Source organism: Microbispora sp. NPDC049125 (assembly GCF_040802045.1).
Taxonomy (GTDB): Bacteria; Actinomycetota; Actinomycetes; order Streptosporangiales; family Streptosporangiaceae; genus Microbispora.
The window spans coordinates 25,921-40,932 of record NZ_JBEZDW010000020.1 but is presented as its reverse complement, the minus strand read 5'-3'; the positions used below and the strand labels follow the sequence as shown (position 1 = coordinate 40,932).

16 protein-coding genes are annotated in these 15,012 nt (G+C 71.3%); 7 read left to right on the top strand and 9 right to left on the bottom strand.

Features of this window, described 5'->3' with window-relative positions; genetic code table 11:
- Positions 1 to 85 precede the first annotated feature (85 nt).
- Together AB0B72_RS22920 and AB0B72_RS22915 are read left to right on the top strand one after the other, a co-directional pair.
- Positions 86 to 1,333 (top strand): sensor histidine kinase, encoded by a 1,248-nt coding sequence (locus AB0B72_RS22920; RefSeq protein ID WP_367740931.1) that lies wholly within the window; start codon positions 86 to 88, stop codon positions 1,331 to 1,333.
- Entirely contained in the window at positions 1,324 to 1,971 is a 648-nt protein-coding gene (locus tag AB0B72_RS22915) for a response regulator (protein ID WP_367740930.1), read from the top strand. Before AB0B72_RS22920 ends, AB0B72_RS22915 begins: the two co-directional genes overlap by 10 nt.
- Before the next feature lies 1 nt (position 1,972).
- Here the strand turns inward: AB0B72_RS22915 and AB0B72_RS22910 are convergent, their stop codons facing one another.
- The 5 genes from AB0B72_RS22910 to AB0B72_RS22890 all read right to left on the bottom strand — a co-directional run bounded on the left by AB0B72_RS22910 (position 1,973) and on the right by AB0B72_RS22890 (position 7,329).
- Positions 1,973 to 3,988 (bottom strand): multicopper oxidase family protein, encoded by a 2,016-nt coding sequence (locus tag AB0B72_RS22910; protein ID WP_367740929.1) that lies wholly within the window; start codon positions 3,986 to 3,988, stop codon positions 1,973 to 1,975.
- Positions 3,985 to 4,452 carry a DUF6220 domain-containing protein gene (locus AB0B72_RS22905; protein ID WP_367740928.1) on the bottom strand — a complete coding sequence of 156 codons (468 nt, stop codon included), beginning with the start codon at positions 4,450 to 4,452 and terminating at the stop codon, positions 3,985 to 3,987. The genes AB0B72_RS22910 and AB0B72_RS22905 overlap by 4 nt, the downstream gene beginning before the upstream one ends.
- Before the next feature lie 171 nt (positions 4,453 to 4,623).
- Positions 4,624 to 6,120: an MFS transporter gene (locus AB0B72_RS22900; protein WP_367740927.1), complete on the bottom strand. Its 1,497-nt coding sequence runs from the start codon at positions 6,118 to 6,120 to the stop codon at positions 4,624 to 4,626.
- A complete protein-coding gene (locus AB0B72_RS22895) occupies positions 6,117 to 6,764 on the bottom strand; it encodes an LppX_LprAFG lipoprotein (protein WP_367740926.1) in 648 nt (215 codons plus the stop codon). The genes AB0B72_RS22900 and AB0B72_RS22895 overlap by 4 nt, the downstream gene beginning before the upstream one ends.
- 97 nt (positions 6,765 to 6,861) lie before the next feature.
- Entirely contained in the window at positions 6,862 to 7,329 is a 468-nt protein-coding gene (locus AB0B72_RS22890) for a MarR family winged helix-turn-helix transcriptional regulator (protein ID WP_367740925.1), read from the bottom strand.
- 47 nt (positions 7,330 to 7,376) lie between these two features.
- Between AB0B72_RS22890 and AB0B72_RS22885 the strand changes: the two genes are divergently transcribed.
- Positions 7,377 to 8,318 carry a cation diffusion facilitator family transporter gene (locus AB0B72_RS22885; protein ID WP_367740924.1) on the top strand — a complete coding sequence of 314 codons (942 nt, stop codon included), beginning with the start codon at positions 7,377 to 7,379 and terminating at the stop codon, positions 8,316 to 8,318.
- Here AB0B72_RS22885 and AB0B72_RS22880 read toward each other — a convergent pair.
- Together AB0B72_RS22880 and AB0B72_RS22875 are read right to left on the bottom strand one after the other, a co-directional pair.
- Positions 8,298 to 8,945 (bottom strand): 4'-phosphopantetheinyl transferase superfamily protein, encoded by a 648-nt coding sequence (locus AB0B72_RS22880; protein ID WP_367740923.1) that lies wholly within the window; start codon positions 8,943 to 8,945, stop codon positions 8,298 to 8,300. The genes AB0B72_RS22885 and AB0B72_RS22880 overlap by 21 nt on opposite strands.
- Positions 8,946 to 9,025: 80 nt before the next feature.
- On the bottom strand, positions 9,026 to 10,447 hold the full coding sequence (locus tag AB0B72_RS22875) for an aminopeptidase P family protein (RefSeq protein WP_367740922.1): 1,422 nt from the start codon (positions 10,445 to 10,447) through the stop codon (positions 9,026 to 9,028).
- 168 nt (positions 10,448 to 10,615) lie between these two features.
- On the opposite strand from AB0B72_RS22875, the gene AB0B72_RS22870 reads away from it, so the two are divergent.
- Both AB0B72_RS22870 and AB0B72_RS22865 read left to right on the top strand, forming a co-directional pair.
- Positions 10,616 to 11,044, top strand: a complete 429-nt coding sequence (locus AB0B72_RS22870; RefSeq protein WP_367740921.1) for a CBS domain-containing protein — start codon at positions 10,616 to 10,618, stop codon at positions 11,042 to 11,044.
- Positions 11,045 to 11,154: 110 nt separating this feature from the next.
- Positions 11,155 to 11,409 carry a Smr/MutS family protein gene (locus tag AB0B72_RS22865; protein WP_367740920.1) on the top strand — a complete coding sequence of 85 codons (255 nt, stop codon included), beginning with the start codon at positions 11,155 to 11,157 and terminating at the stop codon, positions 11,407 to 11,409.
- 368 nt (positions 11,410 to 11,777) lie between these two features.
- On the opposite strand, the gene AB0B72_RS22860 is transcribed toward AB0B72_RS22865, so the two are convergent.
- A complete protein-coding gene (locus tag AB0B72_RS22860; RefSeq protein WP_367740919.1) occupies positions 11,778 to 12,614 on the bottom strand; it encodes a transposase family protein in 837 nt (278 codons plus the stop codon).
- 176 nt (positions 12,615 to 12,790) lie between these two features.
- On the opposite strand from AB0B72_RS22860, the gene AB0B72_RS22855 reads away from it, so the two are divergent.
- Positions 12,791 to 13,075, top strand: a complete 285-nt coding sequence (locus tag AB0B72_RS22855; protein ID WP_367740918.1) for a hypothetical protein — start codon at positions 12,791 to 12,793, stop codon at positions 13,073 to 13,075.
- A 272-nt stretch (positions 13,076 to 13,347) separates the two neighbouring features.
- Here the strand turns inward: AB0B72_RS22855 and AB0B72_RS22850 are convergent, their stop codons facing one another.
- Positions 13,348 to 13,893: a TetR/AcrR family transcriptional regulator gene (locus AB0B72_RS22850; RefSeq protein ID WP_090773808.1), complete on the bottom strand. Its 546-nt coding sequence runs from the start codon at positions 13,891 to 13,893 to the stop codon at positions 13,348 to 13,350.
- 84 nt (positions 13,894 to 13,977) lie between these two features.
- On the opposite strand from AB0B72_RS22850, the gene AB0B72_RS22845 reads away from it, so the two are divergent.
- Positions 13,978 to 14,901, top strand: a complete 924-nt coding sequence (locus AB0B72_RS22845; RefSeq protein WP_367740917.1) for an oxidoreductase — start codon at positions 13,978 to 13,980, stop codon at positions 14,899 to 14,901.
- Positions 14,902 to 15,012: the final 111 nt, after the last annotated feature.

Genomic DNA, 15,012 nt, shown 5'->3' with positions numbered 1-15,012 from the left:
GACCCCGTTGGTAGGGCTGGCCCTACCAACGGGACTGCCGTCCACGGGATCGATCCGGCGGCTCGCCGTCCCTACGGTTGAGGGCATGCGAACACTCATACGGCGCCTGACGGGCGACACGGTCTACCTGCTGGTCGCCTTCCCCCTCGCGGTGATCACGTTCGTCCTGATGGTGGCCGGCCTGTCGGCGGGAGCCGGGCTGCTGGTCGTATGGGTGGGGGTGCCGACCCTCGCCCTGACCGCGCTGGTGGCACGGGGACTGGGCGACGTGGAGCGGCTGCGGATCCGCGGCGTGCTGGGGGCGGCCCTGCCCCGGCCCCGTTACCCCCGGGCGCCGGAGGGCGCCGGCTGGTTCCGCCGGATGCTGACGCCGCTGGCCGGCGCGCAGCCGTGGCTCGACATGCTGCACGGCCTGGTCGTCTTCCCCGTCGCCGTCGCCACGTTCTGCGTGGTCGTCACCTGGTGGGCGATGGTGGTGTCGGGGCTCACCTACCCCCTCTACGGGTGGATCGTGTCGGACATCCCGGGCAACCACGGGCTGCCCGAGCTGCTCGGCCTCGGACGCGGCCACGTCGTCGACAGCGTCTTCTACTTCGCTCTCGGCGCGCTCGCCGCGCTGACCCTGTATCCGGTCGTCCGGGCGTGCGCCGTCCTGCAGGCCTCGCTGGGCAAGGCGCTGCTGACCGGCGTCGCCGAGCTGCAGGAGCGGATCGAGGACCTCACCGAGGGGCGCAACGCCGCCGCCCACGCCGAGGCGGACGCACTGCGCCGCCTGGAGCGGGACATCCACGACGGGCCGCAGCAGCGCCTGGTGCATCTGGCGATGGAGCTGTCGCGGGCGCAGCGGGAGCTGCAGCGGGACGCCTCCGCCGCCCACGCCACGATCGGGCAGGCGATCACCGCGACCCGGGAGACGCTCGACGAGCTGCGGGCCCTGTCACGCGGCATCGCGCCCCCGATCCTCGCCGACCGGGGCCTGGCGCCCGCTCTGGCCGCGCTGGCGGGCCGCTGCACCATCCCCGTCGAGCTGGACGTCCAGACGGCGGAGCGGTTCCCCGCCCTGATCGAGAACACGGTGTACTTCGTGACGGCCGAGGCGCTGACCAACGTCGCCAAGCACAGCAGGGCGCAGGCGTGCTTGATCACACTGACCAGGATCGGTGACACCCTGATGCTGACCATCGGCGATGATGGGGTCGGCGGCGCGCACGTCGCCAAGGGGCACGGGCTGTCCGGCCTGGCGGACCGGCTCCGGGCGGTCGAGGGCGGCCTGTCCGTCCACTCGCCGGCCGGAGGGCCGACGATGATCACGGCGGAGGTTCCGTGCGGGTAGTGGTGGCCGACGACGCCGTCCTCATCAGGGAGGGCCTGGTCCGCCTGCTGGAGGAGTTCGGCTGCGAGGTGATGGCGGCGGTCGGCACGGGTGACGAGCTGGTGGAGGCGTCCGCCGCCCACCGCCCGGACGTGTCGGTGGTCGACGTGCGGATGCCTCCCTCGTTCACCGACGAGGGCCTGCGGGCCGCCGTCGAGGCGAGGAAGCGGGTCCCCGGAGCCCCCGTGCTGATCCTCTCCCAGTACGTCGAGGTGTCCTACGCCGACGACCTGCTCGCCGACGCGCGGGGCGCGGTGGGCTACCTGCTGAAGGACCGTGTGGTGGACGTCGAGGAGTTCATGGACGGCCTGCGCCGCGTCGCCGGAGGCGGCACGGTCTTCGACCCCCAGGTCGTCGCGCAGCTCATGGTGCGGCGGCGCCGCGACGACCCGCTGGGCTCCCTGACCCCGCGCGAGCGTGAGGTGCTCGGGCTGATGGCCGAGGGCAAGTCGAACCCGGCGATCGGACGCCGCCTCGTCGTCACCGACGGCGCGGTGGAAAAGCACATCCGCGGCATCTTCGCCAAGCTCGGGCTGCACGCCGAGGACGGCGACCAGCACCGCCGGGTCCTCGCGGTGCTGGCCTACCTGCGTTCCTGAGTCACGCGGGGCGGTTGCCCCCGGTGACGTCGAAGGGGGTCGTGATCCCCTCGTACGCCAGGTGGAACTCCATTCCCTGGACGGCGTGGGCCAGGTCGTGGCAGTGGGACATCCACACGCCCGGGTTGTCCGCCACCAGGGCGACCTTCCACACCTCCCCTGGCGCCACGTCGAAGGTGTCCATCCGCAGGCCGTTCGCCGGCACGCCGTCGCGGGAGAGGACCTGGACGTGGTGGCCGTGCGGATGCATGGGATGGGTGTCGCCGCTCCGGTTCACCACGGTGATCTCGATGGTCTCGCCGAGCCGTACGACGGGGGTGGGGATGTTCGGCCAGGCCTTGCCGTTCACCGTGTAGCCCAGCTTCGGTACCCCGTCCACGAGGGCGAGGGTCTTGTCCAGCACCCAGGTGACCCGCCTGCCGAAGTGGGCGGGCACCGCCGCCCGCGCGCCGTACGTCGTGATGTCGAGCAGCGGGCCGGAGGCCGCCGGTGGCGGCGCGGAGCCGTTGAGCAGCAGCCCGGGATGGCCTTCGACGGACAGCAGCACCGGCCGTGACGGCATGGTGAACGTCAGGTCGTAGCGTCCGCCCGCCGCGAGGCTCAGACGGCGGCCGGACAACTCCGCCGGCTGGGGCACGTCCCCGCCGTCCACCGCCGCGATCCGGTACGGCACGCCGCTCAGCCCGAGGATCCTCGGCAGCGAGTCGGTGTCGGCGACGCGGAGCCGCACCGGGGCGCCGGGGGCGAACCGCGCCCTGGCGAGCCCGTCCGTGGGCCCCGCGCCGTCGACGGACATCGTGAGCCGGTCGCCGAAGGTGTGCAGCGCGATCGTGTGGTCCTCCGTCCCAGGTGCCGCCGGCTTCGCGGGGTCGACGACGAGCATCCCGAACAGCCCGCGAGGCACGGCCACGCTGGGGTTCTGGTGGCTGTGGTACCAGTACGTGCCGGCGTCGGAGGCCAGGAACCGGTAGACGTGGGTGCCGCCGGGCGGGACGGCGTCCTGGGTGACGCCGGGGACGCCGTCCTCTCCTGCGGGCACGTCGTAGCCGTGCCAGTGGATCGTGACCGGCTGGCCGGGCAGCGCGTTGTGCAGCGTCACCTCCACGAGGTCACCCTGGCGGACGCGCAGGACCGGCCCCGGCACCTGGCCGTTGAACGACCACGCCTCGGCCGTCCGGCCGGACGGCAGCCGTACGGTGGCGGGCCTCGCGGTCAGGGTGAACCGGCGGGCGTCCGGGCCGGAGGGGCCGAGCAGCCGGCTGACGGGCACGCCGGCGGCGGCAGCGCCGTGCCCGGCGTGCAGCGCGCCCCCCTGCAGCCTTCCCGGCACGGCCCAGACGAGGGCGACGACCAGCACGGCCGCCCCGGCGAGGTGCCATCGGTCGGCGCCGCGGCCCGGGGGGAGGAGCCGCCACGTGGCCGCCGACGCCCCGGCGAAGAACGCGAGGACGGCGACCGCGGCCGCGGCCGTGACCGGAAAGGAGACCACGACGCCGCAGGCGACGCCCGCCGCCGCTCCGTAGGCCGCCACGAGGACGGGGAACGCGACGAGGCGGGCGGAGCCCCGCCCGCCTCGGGCGCGCGGCGGCATGCCCGCCCCCGTGATGGTGCCCGCGAGATCGCGCCGGCCGGGCAGCAGCCGGGGAATGCTGATCACGGCGGCGGCGACACCCGGCACGACGACCAGCGGAAGCGCCAGGGTCACCTTCTCCCCGACGAACCACCAGCCCGCCCTCGCCAGCTGGACGGTGAGCACGACCCGCAGCGCCGTCGCGGCGATCGCCGCGGCGCACAGCGCCGCGGCGATCGAAGAGTTCCGGCGGGACCGATCCGCCGTGCCGGTCGCCTGACCGGCCGGGACAGCCTTCTGACCGGCCGTGCCGGGAGCGGCGGATCGCGGGCCCGCGGCGAGGGATCCCCGCGCCGCGGTGAGGACGGTGCCCGCGGCCGCCGCCCACAGCCCGGCGACCCCGACGACCAGGATCTGATCGAGGGCGATCAGGGATGCGGTCCTCACACCGGGGTGGACGTCCCGGACGGGGCCGTGCCGAGGACGGCGGTCTCCCTCAGCAGGCCGCGGGCCTCCCGGAGCAGGATGACGGCCACCGCCAGTATCGCCACCCCGTCGAGGGCGTGGAAGCCGAGGACGAACAGGCTGGCCGTGGTGGTCTCGTTCTCGCTGGCGCCCGCCAGCTCGGCCAGCGGGAAGATGACGAACAGCTGCACCACGACCAGCGCCAAAGGCGCGATCGACAGGCCGATGAGCCTGCCGCCCACCCGAGCGAGCGCCGCGACGATCGTGGTCAGCAGAGAGACCAGCGGGATGACCATCGTGCCGTTCAGGGCGTGATAGCCGATCATCGCGCTCTCGTCGCCGACCGCCGGGTGCGGGGTCTCGAAGGCGCCGAAAGTGGCGAGGTAGAACTGGGCGAGTACGGCGATCATCGTCAGGACCGTGAACCCGAAGTAGACCTTGCGCATGGGGGCTCCTCAGACGGATGAACGGCCCCGGGGTTCGTGACGGGGCGGTTCAGGGGACGGCGGGCGACACGGGGCTCCCCGGCCACATGGGAAAGCCGTCCCTGCCGGCCCGGGAAGCACCTGTCACGATGCTGACCCGCCCGAGGGGGCGGTGCATGAGTACCCCCGTACTCAATCGCCGGCCGGCCGCTTCGCGCGGCCGGGCAGTGCCAGGGCGGCCGCCGCGCCGAGCACGCACAGGCCCACGGTGATCAGGAAGATCTCCGAATACTCGGTGCGCAGGGCGTCCTGTACGCGCGCCGTGTACACGGCCAGCCTCCTGGCGAACTCCACCCCTGTGACGCCCACCGGCAGCGGCGTGTCGAGGCCGGCGGTGAGCGACTGGAAACGGTGGAAGCCCCAGGCCGACAGCGCCGCCACGCCCAGCAGCATGCCCATCATGCGGGCCACGACGACCGCCGCCGAGGCGACTCCGTGCTGCGCCGCGGGCACGGCCCGCAGCGCCGCCGCCGACACCGGGGCGATCACCAGGCCGAGGCCGAGCCCGGCGACCGCGAGGTCCACGTCCATCCGCAGGCCCGCCGAGGCGAGGTCGGCCGGCCACCGGGAGATCATGAAGTAGCCCGCCGCGGCGATCGCCATCCCCGCGACCGCCACCGGCCGTTCCCCGAGCCGCCGGGCGAGCAGCCCGCCCAGGAACGCCGCGACCGCCAGCGCGGCGAGGAACCGCGTGAGGACCAGCGCGCCGCCGACCGCGTCCCTGCCGAGCAGGGTCTGCGCGGCGAGCTGCACGTCCACCAGCGTCACCAGCAGCGCCGCACCGGACAGGAGGCTGACCGCCAGCGTCGCGAACAGCGGACGCCCCGGCACGCCGGTCAGGTCGAGCAGCCGCACCGGCGAGCGGACCTCCCAGGCGGCGAACAGGATCAGGGCGGCCGCCCCCGCCGCCAGGCACGGCAGGCCCCACGGCGGCAGCACCGACTTCGCGGGCTCCGGGTTGTACAGCCCCGCCACGAGCAGGCCCAGCGCCACCGCGAGCAGCACCCCGCCGCCGACGTCGACCCTGCCCGCCGCCCTTCCCGCCTCCGGGGCGTCCGGCTTCCCGGGCAGGCCGCGGTGCACGGCGACGGCGGCCAGCAGTGCCAGGGGAAGGTTGACCCAGAAGATGCCACGCCATCCGGCGACCGCGGCGAGCCCCGCCCCGTAGAGGGGGCCGAGAACGCTGCCGAGCTCCTGCGCGGCCCCCACGGCGCCCAGCGCCACGGGCCTCGCCCGCTCGTCCCACAGGTCGCTCACGAGGGCCATCGTGATCGGCAGCAGGGCCCCGCCCGCGACGCCCTGCACCGTGCGGCCGGCGACGAGGAGGGGGACGCTCGTGGCCAGGGCCGTGACCAGGGACCCGGCGGCGAACCCGGCCAGGCAGGCCTGGATGAGAGCGCGCCTGCCGTACCGGTCGGACAGGCCGCCGAGCAGCGGCATCGCCGCGACGTAGCCGAGGAGGAACCCGGTCACGACCGGCGTCGCCCGCTCCAGGCGGCCCACCGGGACGCCGACGTCCTGGGCCACGTCGACCAGCACGGTCACGACGACGTACGCGTCGAGCGCGGCGAGCAGCACGGCGGCCCCGCCGGCGCCGAGTGCCAGACGCCGCCGGACGGAGACGGTCATGAGGCCGGCGGGGTGATCGTCACGGGCGCGTCGTAGTCGTCCAGGGCCACCACCACCGAGCCGCCGCTCAGGGGCAGCTCCATCCGCACGATCCTGGAGGTGGCCTGGTCCACCCACACGGTGCCCTTCACGGCCTGCTGCACGCCGGGGACCAGCTTGGCCAGGACCTGCTGGGACAGGGTGGCGGCGATCCGGTAGGTGTTCACGCCCCCCACCGCCTCGACGGACTCGGTCCGTACGTCCTGCGCCGTGGACAGCAGATCGGGCACACCGGTCAGCACCGCCGAGGGGTCGTAGATCGCCGCGAGCTGCTGCCTGGTCATCGTCTGGAAGCCGCCGGTCGGCCCCTTGAAGTGGACGGTGTCACCGGCCAGCACGAACTCGAACTCCTGCAGGCCGGCGATCTCGATCTGGAGGCTGCCCTTCGCGTCGCCCTCCCGGGTGAGGCTGCCCTCCGCGTGCCGTACGGGGACGGCCGGGCGGTCCTTGGCGTCGATCGTGAAGGCGACCGTCTTCACCGCCCGCATGGCCGCGGCCGACTTGTTCAGCAGGCCGGGACCGCTGGGCAGGGCCGTCTCGTTCTTCGGCGCGCAGGCCGTCACGAGCAGGAGGGCGGCCACGACCAGCCCGGTGATTGTTCTCACACGCGGATCGTAGCGAGCGCGACCGACGATACAGGCGGTCACGCCTGTATCGGTTCGACCGTCATCGCCCCCATCGCCGCGTCCACCGCCGTCCTCGTCACCTGGCCGAGCGGATGGCCAGCAGGTGGTCGACGATCGGGGCGTAGACCTCCTCCAGGGCGGTCACCTGCGCCGGGGTCATCAGCTCGATGAAGTGCCGGCGTACGGCGGCCACGTGGCCGGGGGCGACCCGTTGTATCGTCTCCCAGCCGTGGGCGGTGAGCACGGCGAACGTGCCCCTCCGGTCGTCCTCGCAGTCCTCCCTGGAGACCAGGCCGGCGGCCTCCATGCGGGAGATCTGGTGCGACAGCCGGCTGCGCGACTGGATCATCGAGTCGGCCAGCTCGCTCATCCGCATACGATGCTCGGGGCTCTCGGAGAGGTTGACGAGGATCTCGTAGTCGTTGAGCGACAGGCCCGTTTCCTGCAGCTCCCGGTCGAGCTGGTAGAACAGCAGGCGGTGCGCGGACAGGTGGGCCCGCCACGTGCGCTGCTCCTGCGGGGTAAGCCAGCGGGGGTCTTCCATATGACCAGCATAAGATCGCGGTGGGCGATCGAGCGGATGGAGCGGTCATGGGCGGCAGCGAGAACGGCGAGAGTGTCGGGACCGTCGTCGTCGCCGGCCTGGCGAACCTGGCGATCGCGCTGGCCAAGCTGGTCGCGGGGCTGCTCAGCTCGTCGTCGGCGATGCTGTCGGAGGCGGCCCATTCGGCGGCCGACACCGTCACCGAGGTGCTGCTGTTCACCGCGATCAGACAGGGGGAGCGGCCCCCGGACCCCCGTCATCCGCTCGGGCACGGCCGGGCCAGCTACCTGTGGGCCATCCTCGCGGCCTGCTGCACCCTCGTCGTCGGCGCGGGCTTCTCGCTCACCCACGGCTGGCACACCATCACGCATGGCGAGGACCTGGGCGACGTCCGCATCTCCTACATCGTGCTCGCCGTCTCCTTCGTCATCGAGTGCGTCTCGCTGTGGAAGGGCCTGACCCAGCTCCGCAACGAGGCGGGACGCTGGCAGGTGAGCTCCCGCCGGATGCTGTCGCGCACCTCCGACACGACGCTCAAGGCCGTCGTCCTCGAGGACACCGCCGCCCTGGTCGGCATCGCCGTCGCCGCGGCCGGTCTGGCGATGTCGCAGCTCACCGGCTCGTCGATGTGGGACGGCGTCGCGTCGATGGCCATCGGCCTGCTCCTGCTCGTTGTCGCGCTGATCCTCATCCGGTCCAACGCCTCACTGCTGATCGGCCAGTCGGCGCCCAGCTCGCTGGAGGAGGAGATCCGGGCGGAGCTCGCCTGTCAGCCCGAGGTCGAGGCCGTCGTGGAGCTCGTCACGGTGATGCTGGGCCCGGCCCAGATCATGGTCGCCGCGAAGATCGACTTCCTCGACGAGTCGACGGGGGAGCGGCTGGAGATCGCCTCCGACCAGCTGGAGCGCCGCCTTACGGAACGCTTCCCGGAGATCAAGCAGGTGTTCCTCGACCCGACGCCGGGACGGTCACCCGCCCAGGAGCCGTAGCTTGGCCGGCTCGTCGGTGACGGCCGTGGCGATGACGGTGCCGGCCGTCCACTCGGTGAAGTGGCGGCCCCTCCACTCCTGCGCCCCCGACATGCCGTCGTCGAGCGGCAGGTCCGACAGGTCCACCTCCCGCAGCCGGTCGAGGGTGAGCTCCCCTCGCTTGACCAGCGCCTCCTTGCGCACCCACTGCCGGATGAGCCCCCGGTTGTCGCGGCCCACCATCGTCGCCTCCGCCGGGGTCAGCGCCAGCGCGGTCAGGGCCTCGTCCGCCGGCCCGCCGGTGGCGTGCTCGGCGTCCACACCGACCCGGCCGTAGCCGGCCACCGCGCACACGTATCCGGAGGTGTGGGCCAGGCTGATCGACAGGTCGGGAGCCTCGGCGAGCCACGGCCGCCCGTGGGCCGCGCCACAGCGCTCACATCGCTGCACCACGGTCAGCATGCAGGCCCGGGTGCCGAGGATCTCGGCCGCGCAGTGCCGTACGAGCAGGTGGGCGGCGACGAAGTCCGAGCGGTCCCGCTTGCGGGTGAACCGCTCGGCGCGCCCGCGCTCCGCATCGGTGAGGGTGCCGCCGACGACGTCGAGCACCTCGTCCGTGTGGCCGGCCACGGCCAGTGGGGGGCTCACACGATCAACGATAAGCGCGCGATGTGACGATCAAGTGAACTGTCGCGCTCCGTCTCGCGGCTCGCGGGGAAAGAGGGGCGTCACCCGGCGAGGGCCGCCATCCAGGACTCGACGTCGTCGGGGTGGCGGGGGAGGGCGGCCGACATCAGGCGCGCGCCGCCGGCGGTGACGACGAGGTCGTCCTCGATCCGCACTCCGATGCCGCGCAGCTCCGGCGGCAGCGTGAGGTCGTCGGGCTGGAGGTACAGCCCCGGCTCCACCGTGAGCACCTGCCCCTCCTCCAGCACGCCGTCCAGGTACGCCTCGGCCCGCGCCCGGGCGCAGTCGTGCACGTCGAGACCGAGCATGTGGCCGCTGCTGCAGAGCGTGTAGCGGCGGTGCAGACCGCCGTCCACGGCCGCGCGGCTCAGCAGCCCCCACTCCCGCAGCCCCTCGGCGATGACCCGCATGGCGGTGTCGTGGAAGTCGCGGAACGGCACCCCGGGCCGCAGGACCGCGATCGCCGCCGTCTGCGCCTCGTGCACGAGCTCGTACACCTGCCGCTGGAGCGGGGTGAACCGCCCGGAGAGCGGGAAGGTGCGGGTGACGTCGGCGGTGTAGAGGTTGTCGCCCTCGACGCCCGCGTCGAGCAGCAGCATCTCGCCCGGGTTCAGCCGCCCGTCGTTACGCGTCCAGTGCAGCACGCAGGCGTGCGCGCCCGAGGCCACGATCGACTGGTAGCCGACGGCGTCGCCCTCCAGGCGGGAACGCAGGCCGAAGACGCCCTCGACGTACCGCTCGCCCCGGGGGTGCGCCATCGCGGAGGGCAGCGCCCGGACGACGTCCTCGAAGCCGCGTGCGGTCGCGTCGACCGCCCGCTGCAACTCCGCGATCTCCCACTCGTCCTTGACCAGCCGCATCTCCGACAGCACGGCGGCGAACTCGGAGTCGGCGCCGCCCTCCTCGGGGGCCTCTTCGGCGCCGTCCTCCGGGGTGACGAGCGCGTCGACCGAGGCGTCCACCCCGCGCAGCACCCTGGCCCGCCCGGTGAGCGCCGCGGGCAGCTCGTCGATGTGGGCGCACTCGATCTGGTGGAGGGTCTCCGCCTCGGCCAGGTCGGGGCGGCGGCCCACCCAGAACTCGCCGTACCTGCGGTCGCGGTAGAACTCCTGGCCGTGCGACCGGGGCGAGCGCGGGCGCAGGAAGAGCCGGGCGGCGCCGGAGGGCTCGATCACCAGGACGTCGTCCGGTTGCCGGCTCCCTGTGAGGTAGGCGAACGCGCTGTGCGTGCGGAACCGGTAGTCGTCGTCGTTGCTGCGCGCTTTCAGCGTGCCGGACGGGACGACCAGCCGCTCTCCGGGGAAGCGCTCGGCGAGCCGGGCGCGGCGCTTTGCGGCGTACGCGGCGACGGGCAGCGGCACCACCCCGGTCCTGGCCGTGTCGGCCCAGCCGGTCCGCATGAAGTCCGCGAGGGCGTCGGAGACCGGCAGGTCATGGCTTCCGGTGGTGAGCTTGTCGGTCATTTGACCATCCCGTGTCCAGCGAGCAGTGATTTCACATGCTAGGGCGCGTGGCCCTTGACGAGCGGGGACGACCGCTGTTGCCTGGGAAAACAGGTTCACCGCTCCTGCCGCCGGCCGGAGCGGGATATGGGGGACCTCCCCCTCGGGTGCCCCTGAAAGGCGGTGTCGATGCTCATCGGGACGATCTTGCAAGGTAAGGGAACCGGCGTGGCGACCGTCCCTCCGGATGCCACGGTCACCGAGCTGCTGGCCACGCTGGCCCGGCTCAACATCGGAGCGGTGGTGGTGTCGGGCGACGGCGCCACGATCGACGGCATCGTGTCGGAGCGCGACGTCGTGCGGCGGCTGCATGAGAGCGGCGCGTCGGTGCTCGGCCGCCCGGTCTCCACGATCATGACCGCGGACGTGCGGACGTGCTCGCCTGACGCGAACGTCGAAGAGCTGCGCCGCACCATGACCAACCACCGCGTACGGCACGTGCCGGTGGTGAAGGACGGCAGGCTCGTCGGCATCGTCAGCATCGGAGACGTCGTGAAGAGCGCCATCGAGGAGCTGGAGACCGAGAAGCAGGCCCTGGTGGGCTACCTGCACGGCTGAGCGCGAGCGGTTTGAGCGGGGGCGCGGGGGGCCCTCGCTCGGCCGCCCTCGCTCCTTCCCCACCCCGCCCGCCCCTCCCGGGCCGGCCGCCGGCGACCTACACTCGGGGGGTGAAGCTCAAGCTGGATCTCCACGACATCTACAACAAGGGCGGCGAGATCGACCGGGCGCTGCACGGCATCATCCAGGAGGCCATCCGGAAGAAGGCCACCGAGGTGGAGATCATCCCGGGCAAGGGCTCCGGCCAGCTCAAGAAGAAGGTCCTCCGTTTCCTCGACCAGAAGGAGATCAAGGCCCTTTACCACCGGATCGACAAGGACGCCAAGAACCACGGGCGCCTGTTCGTCTACTTCCGGCACAAGTGAGCCCGGAAGGCGTTGACCAGCGCCATCAGGTCAGTCTGTGCCCTCCAAAGGCACAATCAGGGCACTCGACCCGCTGGCGAAGAACGGATCCACGGCCTTCCGCGTCCGGGGCATCAGGTGCGTGTACGTCCTCAAGGTGAAGCCGGGATCGTTGTGCCCGAAGCACTCGGTCACGGTACGGATGTCAACGTCGGCGACTCCCGTTCCGCCTTGTCGTCCGGGAACGGTTATATTGATTACTTGGCATGCCTTCGTTCAAAGGCGGAAGCGGCGTAACGGCTCAAGAGTTCGATGCACTCTATGGCAGGTAGCTCTTCTCCCTGTCCTGCGGAACTATGGGCCATGCTGTTTCGTACACTGACGTGATCTCAGCGAATAGCCGGTAGATAACTGTGCTCGAAATGGGTGAGGACAAGCGCCGCGCGAGCGATGGCGCCGATTCGGCTGGGACTGACGGTGATGTGCTGGAGGGTCCGCCAGCGGCCCTTGAGCAGGGCGAACCCGCGCTCGCCGATACAGCGCAAGGCGCGTAGAAGCCGGTTGTAGGTGCGGTTGTCCGGGCTGAGGATCTGGTTTCCTTCGGGCTGTCTGATCGGCGTGTGAATGCCGATTCCGGCGCAGTCGTAGCCGCTGTCGGCGAGGGTGGGCAGGCCGCGTGCGACTGCGGCGTACAACGCGCCCAGAACCTGTGCGCGGGCAGCGGTGAGATCGTGGACGGAGCCGGGTTCGACCTCGGCGATCCACAACGGCAGCCCACCGGGTGCCGACAGTGCTTGGAGGTTGCCGGCGTGCTGGTGGGCCTTTCCGGAGTACCAGGTGTCGATGGGTTCGCCCTTGACGCTGGTGGTCTGTTCGGCGCAGCGGTCGATGGGGATCAGCGTGCCGTCCAGGATCACATACGCCAGTCCCTCGGTGTGGGCGCGGTCGAGAGCTTCGTGTAGATCTGGCGCTTGAGCTGCGAGAACGTCGATGCCTTCGTGGAGGTAGCGGTAGGCAGTGGCTCGGGAGACGCGATGGTCGCGGCCGAGTTTGGGGATGTCGTGCTCGCCTCGGAACCAGCGCAGCACCAGGACCGCCTGCCGAAACGGGCTCAGGGGTCGGCTGCCGGTGGGGGTGCCGCGCAGCCGGCGTTCGTTGCGCAGGAGCCGGGCGAGGTGGTGAACGAGTGCGCGGGAGACATCGAGCGTGGCACGATGAGCAATCACGTGGAGCCTTCCGGAGGCTGAGATTTCTTGTGGTGAGAGCTCTTCTACCGGGGGCTCCACGTCTGTTTCCAGGCTTCGGCGACTCCTCCCGAAAAGCCCGGAACGCCACCGGCAGCATCCAAGAAATCCCAATCGTCCGAACTATTTCGCTGAGATCATCTCACTGGCCCGACCTCATGCAGGTCGCGCTCTCGGTCAAACAGGGCACAGTCTTGGACATCGGTTGCGGCACGGGCTACTACCTGGCTGGCGTGCTCGACCAGTTGCCCGGCGCCCGCAGTCTGGGCCTCGACACCTCGATGCGCGACGGTGACCTGGGAGCCAGTCATCACTTTGCGTATTCACCGGCCGAGGTATTCACCCATCACATCAAGCCCTCGGAGGTGTCGAAGAAATCAATACCCGCGTCGATGGCTGCTTGGACCGTCGCTATCGATTCGGCGGGGTCGGCTGCTCCGTAGAACTGGGACATGCCCATGCAGCCGAGGCCGTCGGAATGACCGAGCGTGATCCGAGCGCGCGCCATGGTGTCCTCGATTCTTCAGCAGGTGAGTCTGTGAAAGGGGATTGGTGGGGTGCGCACGCCTTGCGCGCGATGGGGTTGGGGGGCTTGGCCGGCCCGCCGGAGTGGCGGGATCAGCGCACCAGGGGTGGCTGCATGCGTGCGGGTTGATGCTGGACGGCGACGGCGCGGAAGAAGGCTGGGGCACCGGCGACTGGCTCACCCGCAGGGTCAGGTCACGCCGAGGCCGCGCAGGAAGGCGTCCGCGACGAGGTCGGCCGCCTGCGGGGGATCCACTGCGGGGAACCGGTGGGCGATGCTGTCGACGAGTGCGTCGAGGACCGCACGTGCCCAGGCCGCATCGATATCGGCGCGCAGGTAGCCCTCATCGCAAGCGCGCTGGATGAAGGTGCTCAGGCGCGCACTCTGCGCTTCACGGCGAGCGCTGGCTTCGGGGTCCTTCTGCATCATGCGGCGCGTGTCGACAGGCCACTCGCGGCTGACCGGGATGATCCCCTCCAGATAGCGGTGGAGAGCGACCGGCACCGGGGCCTCGGTCAGCCGCGCCTCGTCCAACACCCGCTCGGCCGAGTCGAGTTTGGCCTGGAAGACGGCGCGCAGCAGCGCCTCCCGATTCGCGAAGCGGCGATGAACGGTGGTGCGGTCGACACCCGCCGCAGCGGCAATGGCCGCCATCGACGTGCTCGGATCCTCCGCCAGGAGGCGGGCCCCGGTGCGGAGGACGGAGGACAGGTTGCGTGCCGCATCGGCTCTCATGGTCCGGTGATCCTAACTAGCAGTGGTGATTACAGCGCCATCATCCCACAGTGAGACACATCTCATCTATTTAGTGCAACATCAATGTTGCAGTTGACGATGAAACGTCTACATTGGGATTGCGCCCTGGAGAGCGGCGAGAGGCAACGAGATGATGAGGAGAACGCCATGTCACGGACTTGGTTGATCACCGGTGGTTCCCAGGGGCTGGGCAGGGCCCTGGTTCTTCAGGCTCTTGAGGATGGTGATCGAGTCGTCGTGACGTCCCGTAGGCCGGAGGCTCTGGCTGATCTGAAGGCGCAGTATCCGGAGCGGCTGGAGACCGTGGCGCTGGATGTCACGTCGCGGTCCGAGGCTCGGGACGTGGTGGCGGCCGCAGTGGAGCGATTCGGCACCGTCGACGTCATTGTGAACAACGCGGGTTACGCCACCAGCGGTTCGATCGAGGACTTCCCGGAGGACGAGTTCCGGGCGCAGGTCGAGGCGAACCTGTTCGGTGTGATCAACGTGACCCGGGCTGCCCTGCCCGTACTGCGTGGCCAGCGGTCTGGGCACATCGTGCAGATCTCGTCCATCGGCGGCCGGGTCGGCGGCACGCCCGGGCTCAGCGCCTACCAGACAGCAAAGTTCGGAGTCGAAGGCTTCTCCGAGGTGCTGGCGAACGAGGTGGCCCCGTTCGGCATCAAGGTGATCATCGTGGAGCCGGGCGGTATCCGCACCGGCTGGGCCGCCGGCGCCGCGAAGCCGTCCGGACCCATCGCTCCTGACTATCAGCAGACGGTCGGCGCATGGCTGGAGCAGTTTGCGGCCTACAGCGGCAACGAGCCCGGCGACCCCGCCCGAATGGCCCGGGCCGTCATCGCCGCCGTGGACGCGCCCGAGCCCCCGCGCCGGCTCCTGCTCGGCAGCGACGCCCTGGAAATCGCTGTCAGCGCGGAAAAGGCTCGCCTGGCCGAGGCCGACACATGGGCCGAAGCGAGCCGCTCCACCGACCACCAGACCGCGTAACGACCCTGCAGCTTCGCGTGCCGTCGGTCGCCTGCCCGACGGCACGCGACCACGGGCCCGGCGACAGCGCGGATACCCGCTCGCTCCGGTGGTCTCCTCCACCCCTGCGGC

Excerpts from the sequence above, each read along its gene's own strand:
- AB0B72_RS22870 (WP_367740921.1), top strand. The coding sequence starts at position 10,616 with ATGCTCATCGGGACGATCTTGCAAGGTAAGGGAACCGGCGTGGCGACC.
- AB0B72_RS22900 (WP_367740927.1), bottom strand. The coding sequence starts at position 6,120 with ATGACCGTCTCCGTCCGGCGGCGTCTGGCACTCGGCGCCGGCGGGGCC.
- AB0B72_RS22905 (WP_367740928.1), bottom strand. The coding sequence starts at position 4,452 with ATGCGCAAGGTCTACTTCGGGTTCACGGTCCTGACGATGATCGCCGTA.
- AB0B72_RS22885 (WP_367740924.1), top strand. The coding sequence starts at position 7,377 with ATGGGCGGCAGCGAGAACGGCGAGAGTGTCGGGACCGTCGTCGTCGCC.
- AB0B72_RS22845 (WP_367740917.1), top strand. The coding sequence starts at position 13,978 with ATGTTGCAGTTGACGATGAAACGTCTACATTGGGATTGCGCCCTGGAG.
- AB0B72_RS22855 (WP_367740918.1), top strand. The coding sequence starts at position 12,791 with ATGCAGGTCGCGCTCTCGGTCAAACAGGGCACAGTCTTGGACATCGGT.
- AB0B72_RS22850 (WP_090773808.1), bottom strand. The coding sequence starts at position 13,893 with ATGAGAGCCGATGCGGCACGCAACCTGTCCTCCGTCCTCCGCACCGGG.
- AB0B72_RS22875 (WP_367740922.1), bottom strand. The coding sequence starts at position 10,447 with ATGACCGACAAGCTCACCACCGGAAGCCATGACCTGCCGGTCTCCGAC.
- AB0B72_RS22890 (WP_367740925.1), bottom strand. The coding sequence starts at position 7,329 with ATGGAAGACCCCCGCTGGCTTACCCCGCAGGAGCAGCGCACGTGGCGG.
- AB0B72_RS22920 (WP_367740931.1), top strand. The coding sequence starts at position 86 with ATGCGAACACTCATACGGCGCCTGACGGGCGACACGGTCTACCTGCTG.